Source organism: Nitrospina gracilis 3/211 (genome assembly GCF_000341545.2).
GTDB classification, from domain to species: Bacteria; Nitrospinota; Nitrospinia; order Nitrospinales; family Nitrospinaceae; genus Nitrospina; species Nitrospina gracilis.
Genome location: NZ_HG422173.1, coordinates 1,021,819 through 1,036,800, shown reverse-complemented (window position 1 = coordinate 1,036,800; position 14,982 = coordinate 1,021,819). Strand labels below are relative to the sequence as shown.

The following is a 14,982-nucleotide window of genomic DNA, read 5'->3' as shown; positions in this document are numbered from 1 at the left end:
CCCTTTCCTTTTTCTCAAACCGCCCGCTTCAATTCCTCAACTGCAGTTCCGTGATTACGATCCGTCCCCGCCCGTTCAGGCGCCGGTGTAAGCGACCTTAACTCCCGGCCCCATGGTGGTGGACAACGACACGCCCCGGATGTACACGCCCTTTGCCGTAGAGGGCTTCATCTTGACCAGCGTGCCCATGAACTCCTTGAAATTCTCCGCAAGGTCTTCCACCGAAAAACTGGCCTTGCCCACCGATGCGTGCACGATACCCGCCTTGTCCACGCGGAAATCCACCTTGCCCGCCTGAATCTGCCGGATGGCGTCCGCCACGTCGAAGGTGACGGTGCCGGTCTTCGGGTTGGGCATGAGGCCCCTCGGGCCCAGCACCTTGCCGAGCTTGCCCACGGTGCCCATCATGTCCGGCGTGGCCACGACGCGGTCAAACTCAAACCAGCCGTCCTGAATCTTCTTCACCAGGTCGTCACCGCCGACGAACTCCGCGCCCGCTTCCTTGGCTTCGGTTTCCTTCTCTCCCTTGGCGAACACCAGCACGCGGAACTTCTTGCCCGTGCCCTTGGGAAGCACCACACTGCCGCGGATGTTCTGGTCCGCCTTCCGGGGATCGACGCCCAGCCTCACCGCCACGTCCAGCGACTGGTCGAACTTGGCCTCCACGCCGCCCTTGGCAAGCTGCAACGCCTCTTCCAGCGCGTAACGCTGATTGCGGTCGATCTTCTCCGCCGCCGCCCGGTATTTCTTTCCATGCCTGGCCATGCTGAATCCTTTCTCCACTCCTAATCCGTAACCTTGATGCCCATACTTTTTGCGGACCCCTCGATGATCTTCATCGCCGCGTCCGTATCGTATGCGTTGAGGTCTGCCTTTTTGATTTCGGCGATTTCCTTCACCTGCGCCCGCGTCACCGTGCCCACGTTTTCCTTGCTGGGGTGGGTCGAGCCCTTGGCAATGCCCGCCGCCTGCTTGAGCAGAACCGAGGCGGGCGGCGACTTGGTGATGAAACTGAAACTGCGGTCCTCATACACCGAGATGACGACCGGAATGATCATACCTTCCTGGCCCTGCGTGGCGGCATTGAACGCCTTGCAGAAATCCATGATGTTGACGCCGTTCTGACCGAGCGCCGGCCCTACGGGCGGCGAAGGCGTTGCCTGCCCGGCGGCTATCTGCAGCTTGATCTGCGCCGCAACCTTCTTTTTCTTAGTGGCCATGTTGTTTCAACCTTTCGAATTCGTACTGCTCAGACTTTCTCAATCTGCGGAAATTCCAGCTCCACCGGCGTCGCCCGACCGAAAATAGAAACCATGACCTTCACCTTGCCCTTGTCGTGGTTCACTTCCTCTACCGTGCCGTTGAAGTTCATGAACGGGCCGTCGATCACTCGTACGCCCTCGCCCTTCTCGAACTGGAATTTCGGCTTCGGCCGCTGGGACTCGCCCTTGACCTGGTCCATGATTTCCTTGACCTCCGCCTCGGACAAAGGCGTCGGCTCCGTGCCGCCCAGAAACCCGGTGACCTTCGGCGTGTTCTTGATCAGGTACCAGACGTCCTGATCCATATCCACCGAGATCAATACGTACCCGGGCAGGAACTTGCGCGAACTGATTTTCTTTTTGCCCTGACGCACCTCCACAACTTCTTCCGTGGGGATAACGATCTCACCCAGCTTGTCGCGGACCCCCTGGTGCGCAAAGCGCTCTTCCAGGCTCAGCTTGACCTTGTTCTCGTAGCCGGAATAGGTATGAATGACATACCAGTCCTTCCCCTTGGCCACCGCGTTTTCCATGTCCACATTTTCTTCACTCATCCGGAAAGCATGCCCTCCACGATTTTGGACAGGATCGTGTCCACGATCCAAAGAAACAGGCCGATGAACGCCACCACGACGAGCACGACCATGGTGCCGCCCACGGACTCCTTACGGGAAGGCCAGGTGACCTTTTTGACTTCCGCCTTGACTCCGGACAGGAATTCTTTACTTTTTGCGAGCATGAACCACCCGATGCGTAAGCACGCAGGCCAGGAGGGATTCGAACCCCCAACCCCTAGATTTGGAGTCTAGTGCTCTAACCAATTAGAGCTACTGGCCTATCTCATTTTCATGAAGGCCACCGAAGGAGACGCCTGCACATGACAGACTCCCGCCGGTCTCCCGGCGCAACCCCACCTGACTGCTGATGAGTTGTTATTTAGTTTCTTTGTGAGGAGTGTGCTTCCTGCAGAACCTGCAATACTTGCTGAATTCCAAACGGCCCGTGGTTTTCTTTTTGTTCTTGGTGGTGGAATAATTCCGTCGCTTACACTCACCGCACGCCAAAAGTACAATATCCCTCATCGTTCAACTATTTCCATCAGAAAGAAGAACCGGATCCGGCACCGGCTCTCATAAAGTGTCAGGTTGCTCCGGCAACGTATTTTTCACTTCTCTATATCAAAAACGGCAAGCCCACGATCGGGATTGAACCGATGACCTCTTCCTTACCAAGGAAGTGCTCCACCACTGAGCTACGTGGGCCTGATAAATCATGCCTCTGTTTTGGAGCGGGAAACGGGACTCGAACCCGCGACCCTCAGCTTGGAAGGCTGACGCTCTAGCCAACTGAGCTATTCCCGCTGGAACCGTAGTTTGAAAATGGTGGGGAGAGGAGGATTCGAACCTCCGAAGGCTGAGCCGCCAGATTTACAGTCTGGTCCCTTTGACCGCTCGGGAATCTCCCCAGCTCCTGAGGTTAAAACAACCCCGCTAAAAATAAAAAAGGGCTCTCAACTTACTGAACCCAAAAGCCTTTTATAAACAATACGTTACGCAGGCGACACGTACGCCCTTCGGCCTCCCCCGCAAACCTTCCGTCTGCGGTGTCAACAACCGGGCCATGCCAACCCACGTTATGTGCGCGAAAATATGGATTCTACTTGTTTGTTTCGATTAGTGTCAATAAAAAAGAACTAAATTCAGGCCAAATTTGAGGCTAGGAGATTTTCCGCCAAAATCCCGATTCAATTTATCATGGATTTCGCAAGGGAAACAAATTTTTTTGAAGCTTTCTGGATTTTTTTCCGTTTTTCTGACCGCTTTGGAGAATTACCACAAACCTTCACGCTTTCAATAAGTTATGATTCTTCCATCGGGCCCGGGTGAGGGGGGACCGGATTTCCCTGGATCATCACCCAGTCCACCTGCCGCCCCCCATTTTCAAATGGTATATCGAACCAGTTTTCTGTCTCAGACCCCATACGGAAGGCGATGAGGTCGGCGCAGCGGCCCGGTTCCACCGTTCCGGCCTCGCTGTGAAGCGCTTCGGCACCCCAGCGGGTGGCCATGGTCAAAATTTCGGCACGGCTCACCTCCGGCAACATTTCTTCGGCCAGCTTCAATTCACGCAGGAAATTCAACGATTCATTGCTGGCCAGGGAATCCGTGCCCAACCCCACCGGCACCCCGCGGTCCAGCAGCTGGCGAACCGGCATATAACGCTCGCGGCCGAACCAGCGGGTGCTTCCGGGACAGAACACGGCCGTGACATTCCGCCGGGCCAATAAGTCCAGATCCCCTGCCACGTCGTTCAGGTGGACGCCCACCAGTCCCTCCAGCACTCCGAGTTGATCCAGGTAGGCCGCCGGCCCCAGTTCGGGAGGACGCCACCGGGGGTTGAACACGCCCCGTGTTTCCAGAAGGTGCCGCATGGGTCCCTCACCGGTTTGCAGGAATTCACGCTCTTCCGGCACCTCGGCTACATGACAGGAAATCGGGCAACGGTGGTTCTGCGCAATGACTTTCAACCGGCGGAGCAATTTCGCCGAAACCGAATACGGCGCGTGCGGGGCGATGCCCAGGCGGATGCGCCCACCCTGGGATTCGTGTTCCTGGACCAAACCCTCCACCCGGTCCGCGCGGGCAACCGCGTCTTCTTCAGGAAAGCCCAGGGTTTCCAGAAACAGTACCTGGCGAAACGGAAGACGGGCCAGCTCCACCAGCAATTCCGGGTTGGCCAGATAATCTCCCAGCAGCGTGACGCCTGTAGACAACATGGTTTGACTGTGCCGGTGCAGGGCTCCTACCCGGTCGCTCCAGTTGAGCGCCGTATTGGCGGCGACCACATCCAAAATCCAGTCGGCAAACGGCGTCCGCGGCGTCAGCTTGCCTTCCAGTGCGCACAGGCCCATGTGGCTGTGGGCGTTGACGAAGCCGGGCAGAAGCAGGTGGCCGGTGAGGTCAATAGTAGGAGCGGGGTTGCCCGGGGTGACGGTATCCTGAATAGACTCGACCCGACCGTCCTTCACCCAGACCTCGCCCCGTTCGTAATCGCGTCCGGTCATGGTGACCAGTTTTTCAAAGAGGATGCGTGTGCGAACGGATGCGGTCATGACCGGTTCCTTCAGTGCAGGTCGGCGGAAAGGCCCCAGCCTTCGTTTTTGGAGATGCCGTCGTTGCCGCGGCCGAGGGAATAGCGGTCGTTGCCACCGCCGGTATCGAACAGGAACCCGAACCCGCCCTGCCCGGCCACCGGATCGAACAGACCGAATCCCTGCCCCAGGTCGCGGCAGGCGTACTCGTCATCTCCATCGGTATCCACCAGCAGGCCGATGCCGTTTCCGTTGCCCGCCCCCTGCGAAAGGAGACTGCTGGTGAAGCGGTCATCCCCGGCGCGATCGATCAACATACCCACACCGGTTTCGTGACCGACCCCCTGCGACACCCCGGCGTGGGACAGGTAATCGTCGTCACCGTGACCATCCAGCAGCAACCCGGCTCCCTGGCGCATCCCGGTACCCTGGGCGTAGCGTCCGGCGAGGTACCGGTCGTCCCCGTTTTCATCATGCAGAATGCCGAGCCCGTAAGTCTTCCCCGTACCCTGCGCAAAGTAATCGGCCACATAGGTGTCGTTGCCATTCTGGTCGGAGAGGATCCCGATTCCGCCGGACAACTGGATCAGGCTGTCCCAGCGGTCATGCCCCAGGCCCACACCCTGAGCCATGGAGCGGAACGCCAGAATGGGCTCGGAATAATCCGCGAACGAACCGCCGGAAGTGTAGCGGTCCTGCCCGGCAGCATCGACCAGAAGGCCATAACCGCCGGTCGCTCCCAGGCCCTGTCCGTAAATGGCGTTGGAAAACGCATCGTCCCCGCCCCCATCCGCCAGGATGCCGATGCCCAGAAACCCCGCACCCTGGCAGAACACCTGGCATTGGTACCGGTCCTGCCCACCCGTGTCCACCAGCACACCGACACCGAGGAACCCCGCGCCCTGCGAAAAGTGATCGGTCACATACCGGTCGTTGCCGCCGAGATCGAGCAGAAACCCGGCACCCAGCAGTCCGGCGCCCTGCCGGCTCCAACCACGCGACAGGTACAGGTCGTCGCCATCGAGATCGATCACCACCATGTTGCGTCGCCCCACCTGGCTGGCCCCGGCGGTGTTGAGGTAACGGTCGTCGCCGCCGAGATCGATGATCACATCGGCATCCTCGCTGTACAAGTTGGATTGGCCGTCGCCCACCACGATAGTGATGCCCGCAGTGCGGATCGCCACCCGGTCTCGCTCCTCACGCACCACCCAGCCCTCGCGGAAGGGCCGGAAGGAAGCGCCGCTCTGCTTCCACGATTTGAGCCATTGCAGGTCCAGCACCTCGGCGATGCGTTTCCCCGCAACAAGGAGTTTGTGGCGGTCCACTTTAATAGCTATCTCGAACCACTTCAGGAACCGGTCTTCCATTTCCCGTTTCTCGATTTCCGTTCGATCAAGCGCGTCGTCCACCAGATCCTGAAAGAGCCAGTCGCGGATACCCTCCTCAAGCATTTGGATCTCTTCCACGGTCAGTTTCGCAAACGATTCGCGCCTCAGGATTTCGGCTTCATTCATGGCTTTCGCCAGACGGTCGATAAAATCGCCCAGGTCCGTGGGTGGGATATACGCCTTTTCCATGAGAACAGAATCGTCAGCATCCTTCTCCACCCCCAGCGCCTCCAGTCCCCCCCGTACAAGGGAACCCAATCGCTGGGTTTCGGCCGAAAAGGAACGATGGACGGAACGCGTCAGCAGGTGAGCCAGCCACGGCAGGTCCATGGGCCGGTGCAGGACGTAATTCACCTCACCCAGGCGGAAGGGATTCGCCTCCCCGCCCGCAAAGGCAGTCGTCAACACACGCTCGGAGGCGGTTTTCATGGCGCGCAGGGTTTTTTTAAATTCACCCTTCATGCCTTCGCGCTCCAGAGTCTGCAAAAAAAAGGTTTCCCTCGCCTCGGCGTGAAGCCGGTCCAGTTCCGGATGCACGGGCAGAACGGGGGGGTGCGTCGGGATGGGATCGAGCGTGAGCGCCAGGTCCATCACCCCCTCGCCACGCAGGAGTTTGAGTTCCAGGTTGCCGCCCGCCCCCACCTGGGCCACACGGTTCTTGAAATGCACAACCAGCGAGTTTTCGGCGCCGAGCTGCAACGGCTCGTTGTTGACGGCCACGATGCGGTCGGTGACCAGCAACCCCGCCTTGTCCGCCGTCGAACCGGGATAGACGCGGTGCACGCGAAGCGCGGGGGTGAAATCATCCGCGCCGGGAAGGAATACCGGCTTGGTCTCGCGCGGCGCGATCCCCAGCCAGCCCGTATCATTGGTTTCCTGAAGCACGGTCAATACCGGCACTTCCTGCTTGACGGTGGGCAGCCCCAGCAAGGGATACAGCGAAAATAAATCCGATCCGCCGGAAGAAGGAGGGGATTCCACCGGTACATGCGTTCCCCTGGGTGGAGGCGGTCCTTCAGCCCAAGCCGCGGTCGACGTAATCCCAAAGAGCAACACCGCGCAGACAGCCCCGCACGCAAAGCCTTTAACCACAATACCGCCTTGTTCGTTCATCCAGTTCACGTTCACTCGAAGTTCAAAACCACGTCTGCCGGCGGTAACGGGTGTAGGCCTCGCCGAATTTTTTCTGCATTGCACGCTCTTCCTGCCGCGCGCGCACGATGTTGAGCGGCACCACCACAACAAAAAGATAAACCATCCCCTGCACCGATCCCACCGCAAGGAACAATCCGAAAAACGTAAGCACGATGCCCCAGTACACCGGGTGCCGAACACAGCGGTACACACCGCGGCTCACCAGCCGGTCGCCCCCGGGAAGCACCGCGAGCGACTTCCCCAGCTGCACCATCGCCACGATCCAGAACAAAAGGCCCGACAGGCCCACCGTCAACCCGGCATACACCAGCGGCCTCACACCGAAGCCGAAATGTTTCGGCCCCAGCCACGCCACCAGCAATGCGCCAAGATACACAGACGGAATGGCGATGGTGAACACCAGGCTTTTGACCGGAGACATCGCTCCGTCGGTTGAGCCGTCCGCTTCCCGTTCTGCATCAGGTTCCGGCACCGGCACCCCCCACGCGTTCCCCAGAATGCTCCGGCACGATCAAGCGCAACCAGGCTTCCTCACCTTCCACCACTTCCAGCGCAACGCGGAGCACGTGCCACGGCAATTCAAACGCATGATCGAAGAACTTAACGGCATCTTTTTCCGTGGTCACGAGGAGTTCCGCCCCGTTTTTGCGGGCACGCGTCTCGATTTCTTTTAAATCCTCGCCGCGGTAGGCGTAATGATCCGGGAAGGCGAATTTTGCCACCACCTCCGCGCCCAGCGCCTCGAGCGATGCCTTGAAGTCGGCAGGATTGCCGATACCGCAGAACAACCCCACGCGCCGCCCTTTCAATTCGGAAAGCGGCGTCACCTTGCCCGTCGGCGGATGGATGAGATCGATCGGCCTGAGTTGCGTGGCGATGACGGGAACCTGCTTCGGGTTGTGGTCGATCAGGCTGTGGTTCACCGAGGGACGGTAGCGGGTGAGGCAGATGACGTCGGCGCGTTCGATCTGGCTGAGCGGCTCCCGCAGTTCGCCCGCCGGGAAAATGCATCCGTTGCCGAAAGGATCCTGATGATCACATAAAATGATATTGAGATCGCGGTAAAGCGGCAGGTGCTGGTAGCCGTCGTCGAGGATCAACACATCCGCTCCGAGATTGTCGATGGCGAAGCGTCCGCTGGCATACCGGCTCTTGGCGGTGAGCACGGGCACGCCTTCCAGCCGACGCGCCATCATCACCGGCTCGTCCCCGGCCTCGGCGGGCGACATCAACACGTCCCTGCCGTCGGAAACCACGTTGACCGCCAGCGGCGACTCGCCCCCGTATCCGCGGCTCAACACCGCCGGACGGTACCCGTGGCGTTTCAGGATTTCGGCGATGCACACCACGGTCGGCGTTTTTCCCGTACCGCCCAGCGTCAGGTTGCCAACGCTGATCACGCGTTTCTCCAGTTTGCGCGTCGGCAGGATTTTCATGCGGTAACAGGCCACCCGCAGTTTCTGTGCCAGACCGTAAAATACCGACACGCTTCTTAAAAGGAGGTAGAGTGGCACATGGTAGAAGCGGCGGCCGGGAGAGATGACCTGGTAGAACAAGGACTCGATGCTCATTTTTGTTTTCGGATTTCCCCGGCGTGTCCCCAAAACGCCTGTATCTGGTTTATAATCAAAGCCATGATTGCGATCTATCATCTTATCACAGGCCTCGTGTTTGTGGCGGTTTCGCCTTTCCTCCTCGTGCGGATGGCATTCAATGCCGACTTCCGCGAGGAAATGCTTGAACGCTGGAGCAACTGGAAATCCCTGCCAGCCTGCAATGACACGCTGTGGGTGCACGCGTCTTCCGTCGGCGAGGTGCGGGTCGCGCGGGTGTTGATCCAGGGACTGCTAAAACGCTTTCCGCACCACCAGGTGGTGCTCTCCACCTTCACCCCGACGGGATACCGGCAGGCGGTGGAGTTCGATCTCTGTCCCGTGTTCCGTCTGCCGCCGGATTTGTTCTGGCTCACCGCCGGGGTGCTCGACCGACTGCACCCGGCCCTGCTGGTGTTGATCGAAGCCGAGTTCTGGCCGGGACTCCTGCACCAGTGCGCGGCGCGGGAGGTGCCGGTCCTGCTGGTCAACGGCCGCATGTCGAGGAAGTCCGCCAGACGCTACCGGCAGATCGCTCCCCTGTTCCGTTGGATGGTCGCAGGCGTGAACCGCTTCGCCATGCGTTCCGAAGAAGACACGGAACGTTTATTGAGCCTGGGCATTCCAGAAGCGCGGGTGGACACCACGGGCAACATGAAATTCGACGCCCTGCCGGAAACCGCCGCCACCCCGCAGGAAAGACAGGACGCGTCGCTTGTCGTGTTCGGTTCGACGCGCCCCGGCGACGAACCACCCATCCTCGACGCCATCACCCGCCTCATGCAGGAAGTGGGAAATGCGCCGAAGCGGTTCGTCCTTGCGCCGCGTCATCCGAACCGTTGCGACGAGGTGGAGGCGATGCTCCTCAACCGCGGTCTGCATTACCAGCGGTTCAGCGAGCTGGACGGGCAACCGAACGACGACACCGCCATCGTACTGGTCGATGAAATCGGCCACCTCAACGACTTTTACCGGCAGAGCCAACTGGCGTTCGTCGGCGGCGGCTTCAGCCCGGAGTTCGGCGGGCAAAACATCCTCGAGCCTGCCCTGCACGGCGTGCCGGTGGTGTTCGGTCCGCACATGGACAACTTCCGGGAAGAAGCTAGGCTTTTGGTGGAGTCCGGCGGCGGCATTCAGCTGACGAGCGAGGACGAACTTTATCCGGTGCTTCGCAATCTCCTGGAGCAACCGGAAGACATCGAACTGCGCGGCCGGCTGGCGCACGAGACCGTCGAAAAAAACCGCGGCGCATTGGACGCGAACCTGCGCATCCTCGAACAGCTGCTCGCACCCACAACCGAGTGACCGGATCCTTTATGTCCCTTCTCTACCACACGCTGTCGAGTCTCGCCGTCATCCTCGTCCTGCCGCTGTTTTTTTCTACTGCATCATCAATGGCAAAAAAACACGCGGGCTGGGTCACCACTTCGGCTACGTGCCGAGCGTGAACCGCGAGGAAGGACGTCCGCTCGTCTGGGTGCAGGCCTTGTCGTTCGGCGAGGTCAACGCCGCTGCGCCGGTACTGCGCCGCCTGCATGAGGACCGGCCCGATCTCGATATCGTGGTGTCGGTCACCACCGATTCCGGTTACGACGGCGCACGGCGGCAGATGCCGTTCGCGCGCCAGATCTTCTTTGCGCCGATCGACTGCTGGCCGTTTCTCAATCTGGCGCTGGCGCGCATCCGCCCCGACCTCTACGTGCTCACCGACACGGGCTTCTGGCCGGGCATGATCTACCTGCTGAAAGCGCGCGGCATCCCGCAGGTGCTGTTCAACGGGCGGCTGTCGGAGAAATCGCTCAAGTGCTACGGCTTCGTCAAGCCGTGGGTGCGCGGACTGCTCAATCGCTTCGACCTCATCTGCATGCAGAGCGAGGCGGGGCGGCAGGCGATGGTCAGCCTCGGCGCGGAACCGGAGAAACTGCGCGTGGTGGGCGACACCAAGTACGACGGACTGAAACCCGTCGGCGAGCCGGAAGGCTTCCGCCTGCGCGAGGCGTTGCGCATTCCGGCCAGCCATCCGGTGTGGGTGGCGGGAAGCACACATCCGGGCGAAGAGGCCATCGTGCTCGATGCCTACGAACAACTGCGCGCGCGGTTCCCCAAACTGACGCTGGTGCTCGCGCCCCGGCGGCTGGAACGGGTGGGCGAGGTGATGAAACTGATCGAGGCGCGCGGCCTCGACGCCATGCGCAAAAGCGAGTTGAAGCCCGACGACTCCCACGGCCGCGACGTGATCGTGCTCGACACCATGGGCGAGCTGGCGAAGCTGTACGCGGTGGGCGACGTGACGTTTGTCGGGCGCAGTCTCGTCGCGCCCGGCGGCGGGCACAGCCTCATCGAGCCGGCGGCGCAGGGCAAGGTCGTTCTGCACGGACCCTTCGTCGAAAACGTGCAGCACTCGGCGGACGAACTGGGCGCGCTCGGCATCGCCATCGAAGTCGCCGATGCCGACACCATGGCCAAACGCATCACTGAGTTGTTCGAGGAAGACACCCTGCACGCCAAACTGACGGAGAAAGCGGTGACGCTGGTCAAAGAAAAAAAGGCGCCTCGCGTGAGATGGCAGGATTGATCCTACGTGCGTTGGAGAACTATACAAATCCCATCAAATAAACTATTGGAGGGACCATGTTGAACATCGTCCGCCCAGTTAAATGGAGCCAACTGTTAATATTCTTTTTATTGATGACAATGTTTGCGTCCTGTGCGAACCCCATCAATAGGGTGACTTTTAGAAAATATATCGAGTCGGGGAATGTTGCGGAGAACAGGGGCAACCTGGAACTTGCACGAGAAAATTACAAAAGGGCTCTTATCAATGTCAATTTGGGCAACCTGAGTGAAGAAGAATGGGCTTATGCGGCTTATGAATACGGCAGAATTTCCGGATACTTGTGCGATCACGAAGAAGCAGAAAAATATATGCTGCAGTCACTGGAGATAAAAGAGAGGCTGGAATTTCCCCTGGACTTCAAGGCAAAAAGTTACTTTGAACTGGCGAGATTTTATTATGATAGTGACCAATATGCCCAATCGATCCCTTATTTCGACAAGGGTATCCAATTGGCAGAGATTTTGGGTGGCGAAAAAACAGATCCCATAGCTTTCGCTAATATTCTGGATGAGCACGCCTCAGCCCTGCGCAAAACCGGTGCAGAGCAGCAAGCAGATACGATCGCTAAGCGAGCGGAAACAATCCGCGAACAGAACTCTGGCCAACAAGCCCATTTCAAACCCACCCGCTACAATCAGAACTGCCCCAAGACACGCTAAAGGGATTCACTATGATTAACCGTCATTATTTATGTAACGGAATTCGCTGGGTTGTTTTGATCTTATGCGTAATTGCAATTTCCTCATAAATCAACAAGGAGTGGCGAACAGAGGGGGCAATGCTTGTAAAGCGACTTCTTTATTCAGACCGCTCGGGATTGGTGGTTACGGTAGCGGAAGCTTTGTGCGCGGTTAGTTTGCTCACTACATACACGGCGAGGGTGGCCAGGGTGAAGGCGGGGATCATCTCGTACAGCACATCCTTCATGCCGCTGTGATACCAGACGACGGTGGTGACGAAGCCCGTCACCATGCCCGCGATCGCGCCCTCGCGCGTCACGCCCTTCCAGTACAGCGAAAACAGGATCACCGGGCCGAAGCTCGATCCCAACGCCGACCACGCCAGCAATACGAACCAGAAAATGACGCGTGTCTCCATCAGCGAAATCAGCATGGCGCCGATGCCCAGGGCCAGCACGGTGTAACGGCTGATGCGCACGATCTGCTCATGCGTGAGGTTGGGGTTGATCATCTTCGAGTACACGTCGTGCGCCACGGATGAAGTGGCGACGATGATGAGCGCGGAGACGGTGGACATGATGGCTGCCATCACCCCGGTCAAAACCACCGCGGTCAGTCCCGTCGGCAACAGGTCCGTCGCGGCACGCGGGAACAGGTGTTCGGGATCGTCCAGCGTCGGGTACAGCGCGTTGCCGCAGATGCCCAAAAGGATCGCCGATCCGTACACCAGGAATCCCCAGCCGAGCGCGATCCACACGCCGGTCTCGATCACTTTCTTGTTCTTCGCCGCCATGTAACGGTTCAGCACCTGCGGCTGGCCGGGGTAGCCGAGGCCGATGCCCAACAGGCCGATCATCGAGCCGAAGAACACGGCGGTCGGCTTGCCGCCCATCCACTGCAATGTTTCCGGCGAGGCGGCGTTCACCTGTTCGGCGACGCCGGAGAATCCGCCGAGGTGCACGAACCCGACGACTGCCAGCACCACCAGTCCCGCGACCATGATGAGTCCCTGCACGAAATCGGTCCACGCCACCGCCAGAAAGCCGCCCATCATCGTATAGACGATGATGATCGCGCCGCCGACCGGGATGCTCACAGTGTGCGGGATGCCGAAGATGGCATCGAAGGTTTTGCCGATGCCGGTGAACTGCGCCGCCACGTACGCCATCATGCTGAAGAAAATGATGCCCACCGACAACATGCGCAGCACGCGGGTTTTGTCGTTGAAATGGAATTCGAAATAATCAGGGAGGGTGATCGCGCCGGTGTCGAGCGAATGCTTGCGCAGGCGTTCGGCGAGGAAAAACCAGTTGAGCGCGTACCCGAGCAGACAGCCGGGCAAAAACCACAACGCGGCGAGGCCGTCCTTGTACGCCAGCCCTACCGTACCCAGCACCGCCCACGCGCTTTCGGAGGAGGCGGTGGAGGACACCGCCGTCACCCACGCTTTCAGCGAGCGGTCGCCCAGGAAGTAATGCGACGCCGATTTCTGGTAGCGCGAGGTCGCCCAGCCAATGGCGAGCATCAGCAGGACGTACAGGCAGAAGACGACGATGATGGCCCCGGACAGTTCCGTCATACCCTCCATTGTAAAGCGCTGTGGGCGGAAATTCCATGTGGCTGCGGAACCAAAAAGCTTTCAAACTCAGGAGCTTAGCCTGTGGAAAAACTGGATTGACATCACAATATATAGTGGTACCTTAGGATGGACCCTACAAGATGTAGGGGTTAGGGCAAAAGAAAACCGCTACGTGGGGTAGCGGTTTTCTGCGCCTGAACGGCGGGAAATACAAATGTGTAAGGCACTTTCAATGTACCCATTTTGCATTTCTCCGTCAATTAAAAACACCCATATTGTATAGGAGAAGAAAATGGGTATATCAATAAATGGTTACAATTTTGAAGGTCCTTTTTCCATTGATCTAAAATGGGCCATAAGAAATCAATCTGGCGTGTACGCCATTCTGGATTGCGGGTTCAGAGGGAATTACCTGATTGATGTCGGTGAATCAGGGACCGTCAAAAGGAGCGTTCATGAAAATCATGAACGAAAACCATGTTGGAAAAGAAACTGCAACCAAGCTCTTAAAGTTGCAGTCCTGTATACCAACGAGGCCAATCGAATGAGAATAGAAAAGGAAATCAGATCAAGATACAGGCCGACCTGTGGTGTGATTTAACCTTTTCAAAATTTAAAAGGGAATGGCTCAGGCCATTCCCTTTTATTTTTGTTTTACATTATTTGCCACCAGACGCTGTCCGGCGGGTGGAAACGGCGGGCGGTTTTGGTTACTATACGGGTTTCGGATTCATTCACCTTTTATCTCCACGAGGACCCATCCCGACCATGCAGGAATACGATCACAAAGCCATTGAAGCGCGCTGGCAGGAGCACTGGGACACGAACCGGTCGTTCTCCGTCACCGAGGACCCGTCGAAAGAAAAGTACTATCTTCTGGAGATGTTCCCCTACCCCTCCGGGCGCATCCACATGGGCCACGTGCGCAACTACACCATCGGCGACGCCCTCGCCCGCTTCAAGATGATGAAAGGCTACAACGTCCTGCACCCCATCGGCTGGGACAGCTTCGGCATGCCCGCGGAGAACGCCGCCATCCAGCACAAGTCGCACCCCGCCAAGTGGACGTTCGAGAACATCGACACCATGCGCACGCAGTTGAAGCGGCTCGGCCTCAGCTACGACTGGAGCCGCGAGGTGGCGACGTGCAAGCCGGATTACTACAAGTGGAACCAGTGGTGCTTCCTGAAATTCCACGAACGCGGCCTGGTGTACCGTAAGAACTCGACGGTCAACTGGTGCGAATCGTGCCAGACGGTGCTCGCCAACGAACAGGTCATCGACGACCGCTGCTGGCGTTGCGACAACGTGGTCATCAAAAAAGAACAGGAAGGCTGGTTCTTCAAAATCACCGAATACGCCGACCGCCTGCTGGAAGGCTGCAGGGAACTGGAAGGCGGCTGGCCGGAGCAGGTGCTGGCGATGCAGAGCAACTGGATCGGCAAGAGCTTCGGCGCGGAGGTGGACTTTGCAGTGAAAGGCGCGAAGGAGACCATCCGCATCTTCACCACGCGGCCGGACACGCTGTGGGGCGCGACGTTCATGGTGCTCGCGCCGGAACACCCGCTGACCAAAAAACTGTCGCGCGGCACGGAACAGGAACAGGCGGTCGATG

Annotated in this window: 14 protein-coding genes and 4 tRNA genes; 4 read left to right on the top strand and 14 right to left on the bottom strand. The window is 58.8% G+C overall.

The genetic code is table 11. The features are described 5' to 3' along the window. Positions 1-75 precede the first annotated feature (75 nt). The 13 genes from rplA to lpxK all read right to left on the bottom strand — a co-directional run bounded on the left by rplA (position 76) and on the right by lpxK (position 8,470). Positions 76-765 (bottom strand): 50S ribosomal protein L1, encoded by a 690-nt coding sequence (gene rplA, locus TX82_RS04905; protein ID WP_042251896.1) that lies wholly within the window; start codon positions 763-765, stop codon positions 76-78. 20 nt (positions 766-785) lie between these two features. Beyond that, entirely contained in the window at positions 786-1,220 is a 435-nt protein-coding gene (gene rplK, locus TX82_RS04900; RefSeq protein ID WP_005007657.1) for a 50S ribosomal protein L11, read from the bottom strand. A gap of 29 nt (positions 1,221-1,249) precedes the next feature. After that, a complete protein-coding gene (gene nusG / locus TX82_RS04895; RefSeq protein ID WP_005007656.1) occupies positions 1,250-1,816 on the bottom strand; it encodes a transcription termination/antitermination protein NusG in 567 nt (188 codons plus the stop codon). Beyond that, complete coding sequence (gene secE, locus TX82_RS04890; protein ID WP_005007655.1) at positions 1,813-2,001, bottom strand: preprotein translocase subunit SecE; 189 nt, start codon at positions 1,999-2,001, stop codon at positions 1,813-1,815. The genes nusG and secE overlap by 4 nt, the downstream gene beginning before the upstream one ends. Positions 2,002-2,024: 23 nt before the next feature. Beyond that, positions 2,025-2,099: transfer RNA gene (locus TX82_RS04885), tRNA-Trp, on the bottom strand. Positions 2,100-2,194: 95 nt separating this feature from the next. Then, entirely contained in the window at positions 2,195-2,344 is a 150-nt protein-coding gene (gene rpmG / locus TX82_RS15665; protein WP_084603965.1) for a 50S ribosomal protein L33, read from the bottom strand. 108 nt (positions 2,345-2,452) lie between these two features. Then, a tRNA-Thr gene (locus TX82_RS04880) sits at positions 2,453-2,524 on the bottom strand. Positions 2,525-2,546: 22 nt separating this feature from the next. Next, positions 2,547-2,623 (bottom strand) — tRNA-Gly (locus tag TX82_RS04875). A gap of 19 nt (positions 2,624-2,642) precedes the next feature. Continuing rightward, positions 2,643-2,727: transfer RNA gene (locus TX82_RS04870), tRNA-Tyr, on the bottom strand. A 393-nt stretch (positions 2,728-3,120) separates the two neighbouring features. Next, positions 3,121-4,374 (bottom strand): amidohydrolase family protein, encoded by a 1,254-nt coding sequence (locus tag TX82_RS04865; RefSeq protein WP_005007653.1) that lies wholly within the window; start codon positions 4,372-4,374, stop codon positions 3,121-3,123. Between the two features lie 11 nt (positions 4,375-4,385). Continuing rightward, a complete protein-coding gene (locus tag TX82_RS04860; protein WP_042250577.1) occupies positions 4,386-6,725 on the bottom strand; it encodes a PDZ domain-containing protein in 2,340 nt (779 codons plus the stop codon). A gap of 154 nt (positions 6,726-6,879) precedes the next feature. Continuing rightward, positions 6,880-7,371, bottom strand: coding sequence for a methyltransferase family protein (locus tag TX82_RS04855; RefSeq protein WP_144079085.1), 492 nt, complete (start codon positions 7,369-7,371; stop codon positions 6,880-6,882). After that, positions 7,358-8,470, bottom strand: a complete 1,113-nt coding sequence (gene lpxK / locus TX82_RS04850; RefSeq protein WP_005007648.1) for a tetraacyldisaccharide 4'-kinase — start codon at positions 8,468-8,470, stop codon at positions 7,358-7,360. Before lpxK ends, TX82_RS04855 begins: the two co-directional genes overlap by 14 nt. Positions 8,471-8,533: 63 nt before the next feature. Here lpxK and TX82_RS04845 point away from each other — a divergent pair, with 63 nt between their 5' ends. From TX82_RS04845 to TX82_RS04825, 3 genes are read left to right on the top strand one after another with little or no spacing between them, the layout of a single operon-like run. Then, a complete protein-coding gene (locus TX82_RS04845; protein ID WP_005007646.1) occupies positions 8,534-9,796 on the top strand; it encodes a 3-deoxy-D-manno-octulosonic acid transferase in 1,263 nt (420 codons plus the stop codon). A 4-nt stretch (positions 9,797-9,800) separates the two neighbouring features. Continuing rightward, positions 9,801-11,066: a 3-deoxy-D-manno-octulosonic acid transferase gene (locus TX82_RS04830; RefSeq protein WP_338038056.1), complete on the top strand. Its 1,266-nt coding sequence runs from the start codon at positions 9,801-9,803 to the stop codon at positions 11,064-11,066. 56 nt (positions 11,067-11,122) lie between these two features. Then, complete coding sequence (locus tag TX82_RS04825) at positions 11,123-11,767, top strand: tetratricopeptide repeat protein (RefSeq protein WP_005007644.1); 645 nt, start codon at positions 11,123-11,125, stop codon at positions 11,765-11,767. 139 nt (positions 11,768-11,906) lie between these two features. Here TX82_RS04825 and TX82_RS04820 read toward each other — a convergent pair whose 3' ends face one another. Beyond that, the gene (locus tag TX82_RS04820; RefSeq protein ID WP_005007642.1) at positions 11,907-13,367 is read right to left on the bottom strand and encodes a sodium/proline symporter; all 1,461 of its coding nucleotides are present in this window, start codon (positions 13,365-13,367) and stop codon (positions 11,907-11,909) included. Between the two features lie 768 nt (positions 13,368-14,135). On the opposite strand from TX82_RS04820, the gene TX82_RS04815 reads away from it, so the two are divergent. Next, the coding region (locus tag TX82_RS04815) for a class I tRNA ligase family protein (RefSeq protein WP_042250567.1) at positions 14,136-14,982 on the top strand (847 nt) is incomplete at its 3' end.

Coding starts and splice junctions, on each gene's coding strand:
- rplA (WP_042251896.1), bottom strand. CDS start 765: ATGGCCAGGCATGGAAAGAAATACCGGGCGGCGGCGGAGAAGATCGAC.
- rplK (WP_005007657.1), bottom strand. CDS start 1,220: ATGGCCACTAAGAAAAAGAAGGTTGCGGCGCAGATCAAGCTGCAGATA.
- nusG (WP_005007656.1), bottom strand. CDS start 1,816: ATGAGTGAAGAAAATGTGGACATGGAAAACGCGGTGGCCAAGGGGAAG.
- secE (WP_005007655.1), bottom strand. CDS start 2,001: ATGCTCGCAAAAAGTAAAGAATTCCTGTCCGGAGTCAAGGCGGAAGTC.
- rpmG (WP_084603965.1), bottom strand. CDS start 2,344: ATGAGGGATATTGTACTTTTGGCGTGCGGTGAGTGTAAGCGACGGAAT.
- TX82_RS04865 (WP_005007653.1), bottom strand. CDS start 4,374: ATGACCGCATCCGTTCGCACACGCATCCTCTTTGAAAAACTGGTCACC.
- lpxK (WP_005007648.1), bottom strand. CDS start 8,470: ATGAGCATCGAGTCCTTGTTCTACCAGGTCATCTCTCCCGGCCGCCGC.
- TX82_RS04845 (WP_005007646.1), top strand. CDS start 8,534: ATGATTGCGATCTATCATCTTATCACAGGCCTCGTGTTTGTGGCGGTT.
- TX82_RS04825 (WP_005007644.1), top strand. CDS start 11,123: ATGTTGAACATCGTCCGCCCAGTTAAATGGAGCCAACTGTTAATATTC.
- TX82_RS04820 (WP_005007642.1), bottom strand. CDS start 13,367: ATGACGGAACTGTCCGGGGCCATCATCGTCGTCTTCTGCCTGTACGTC.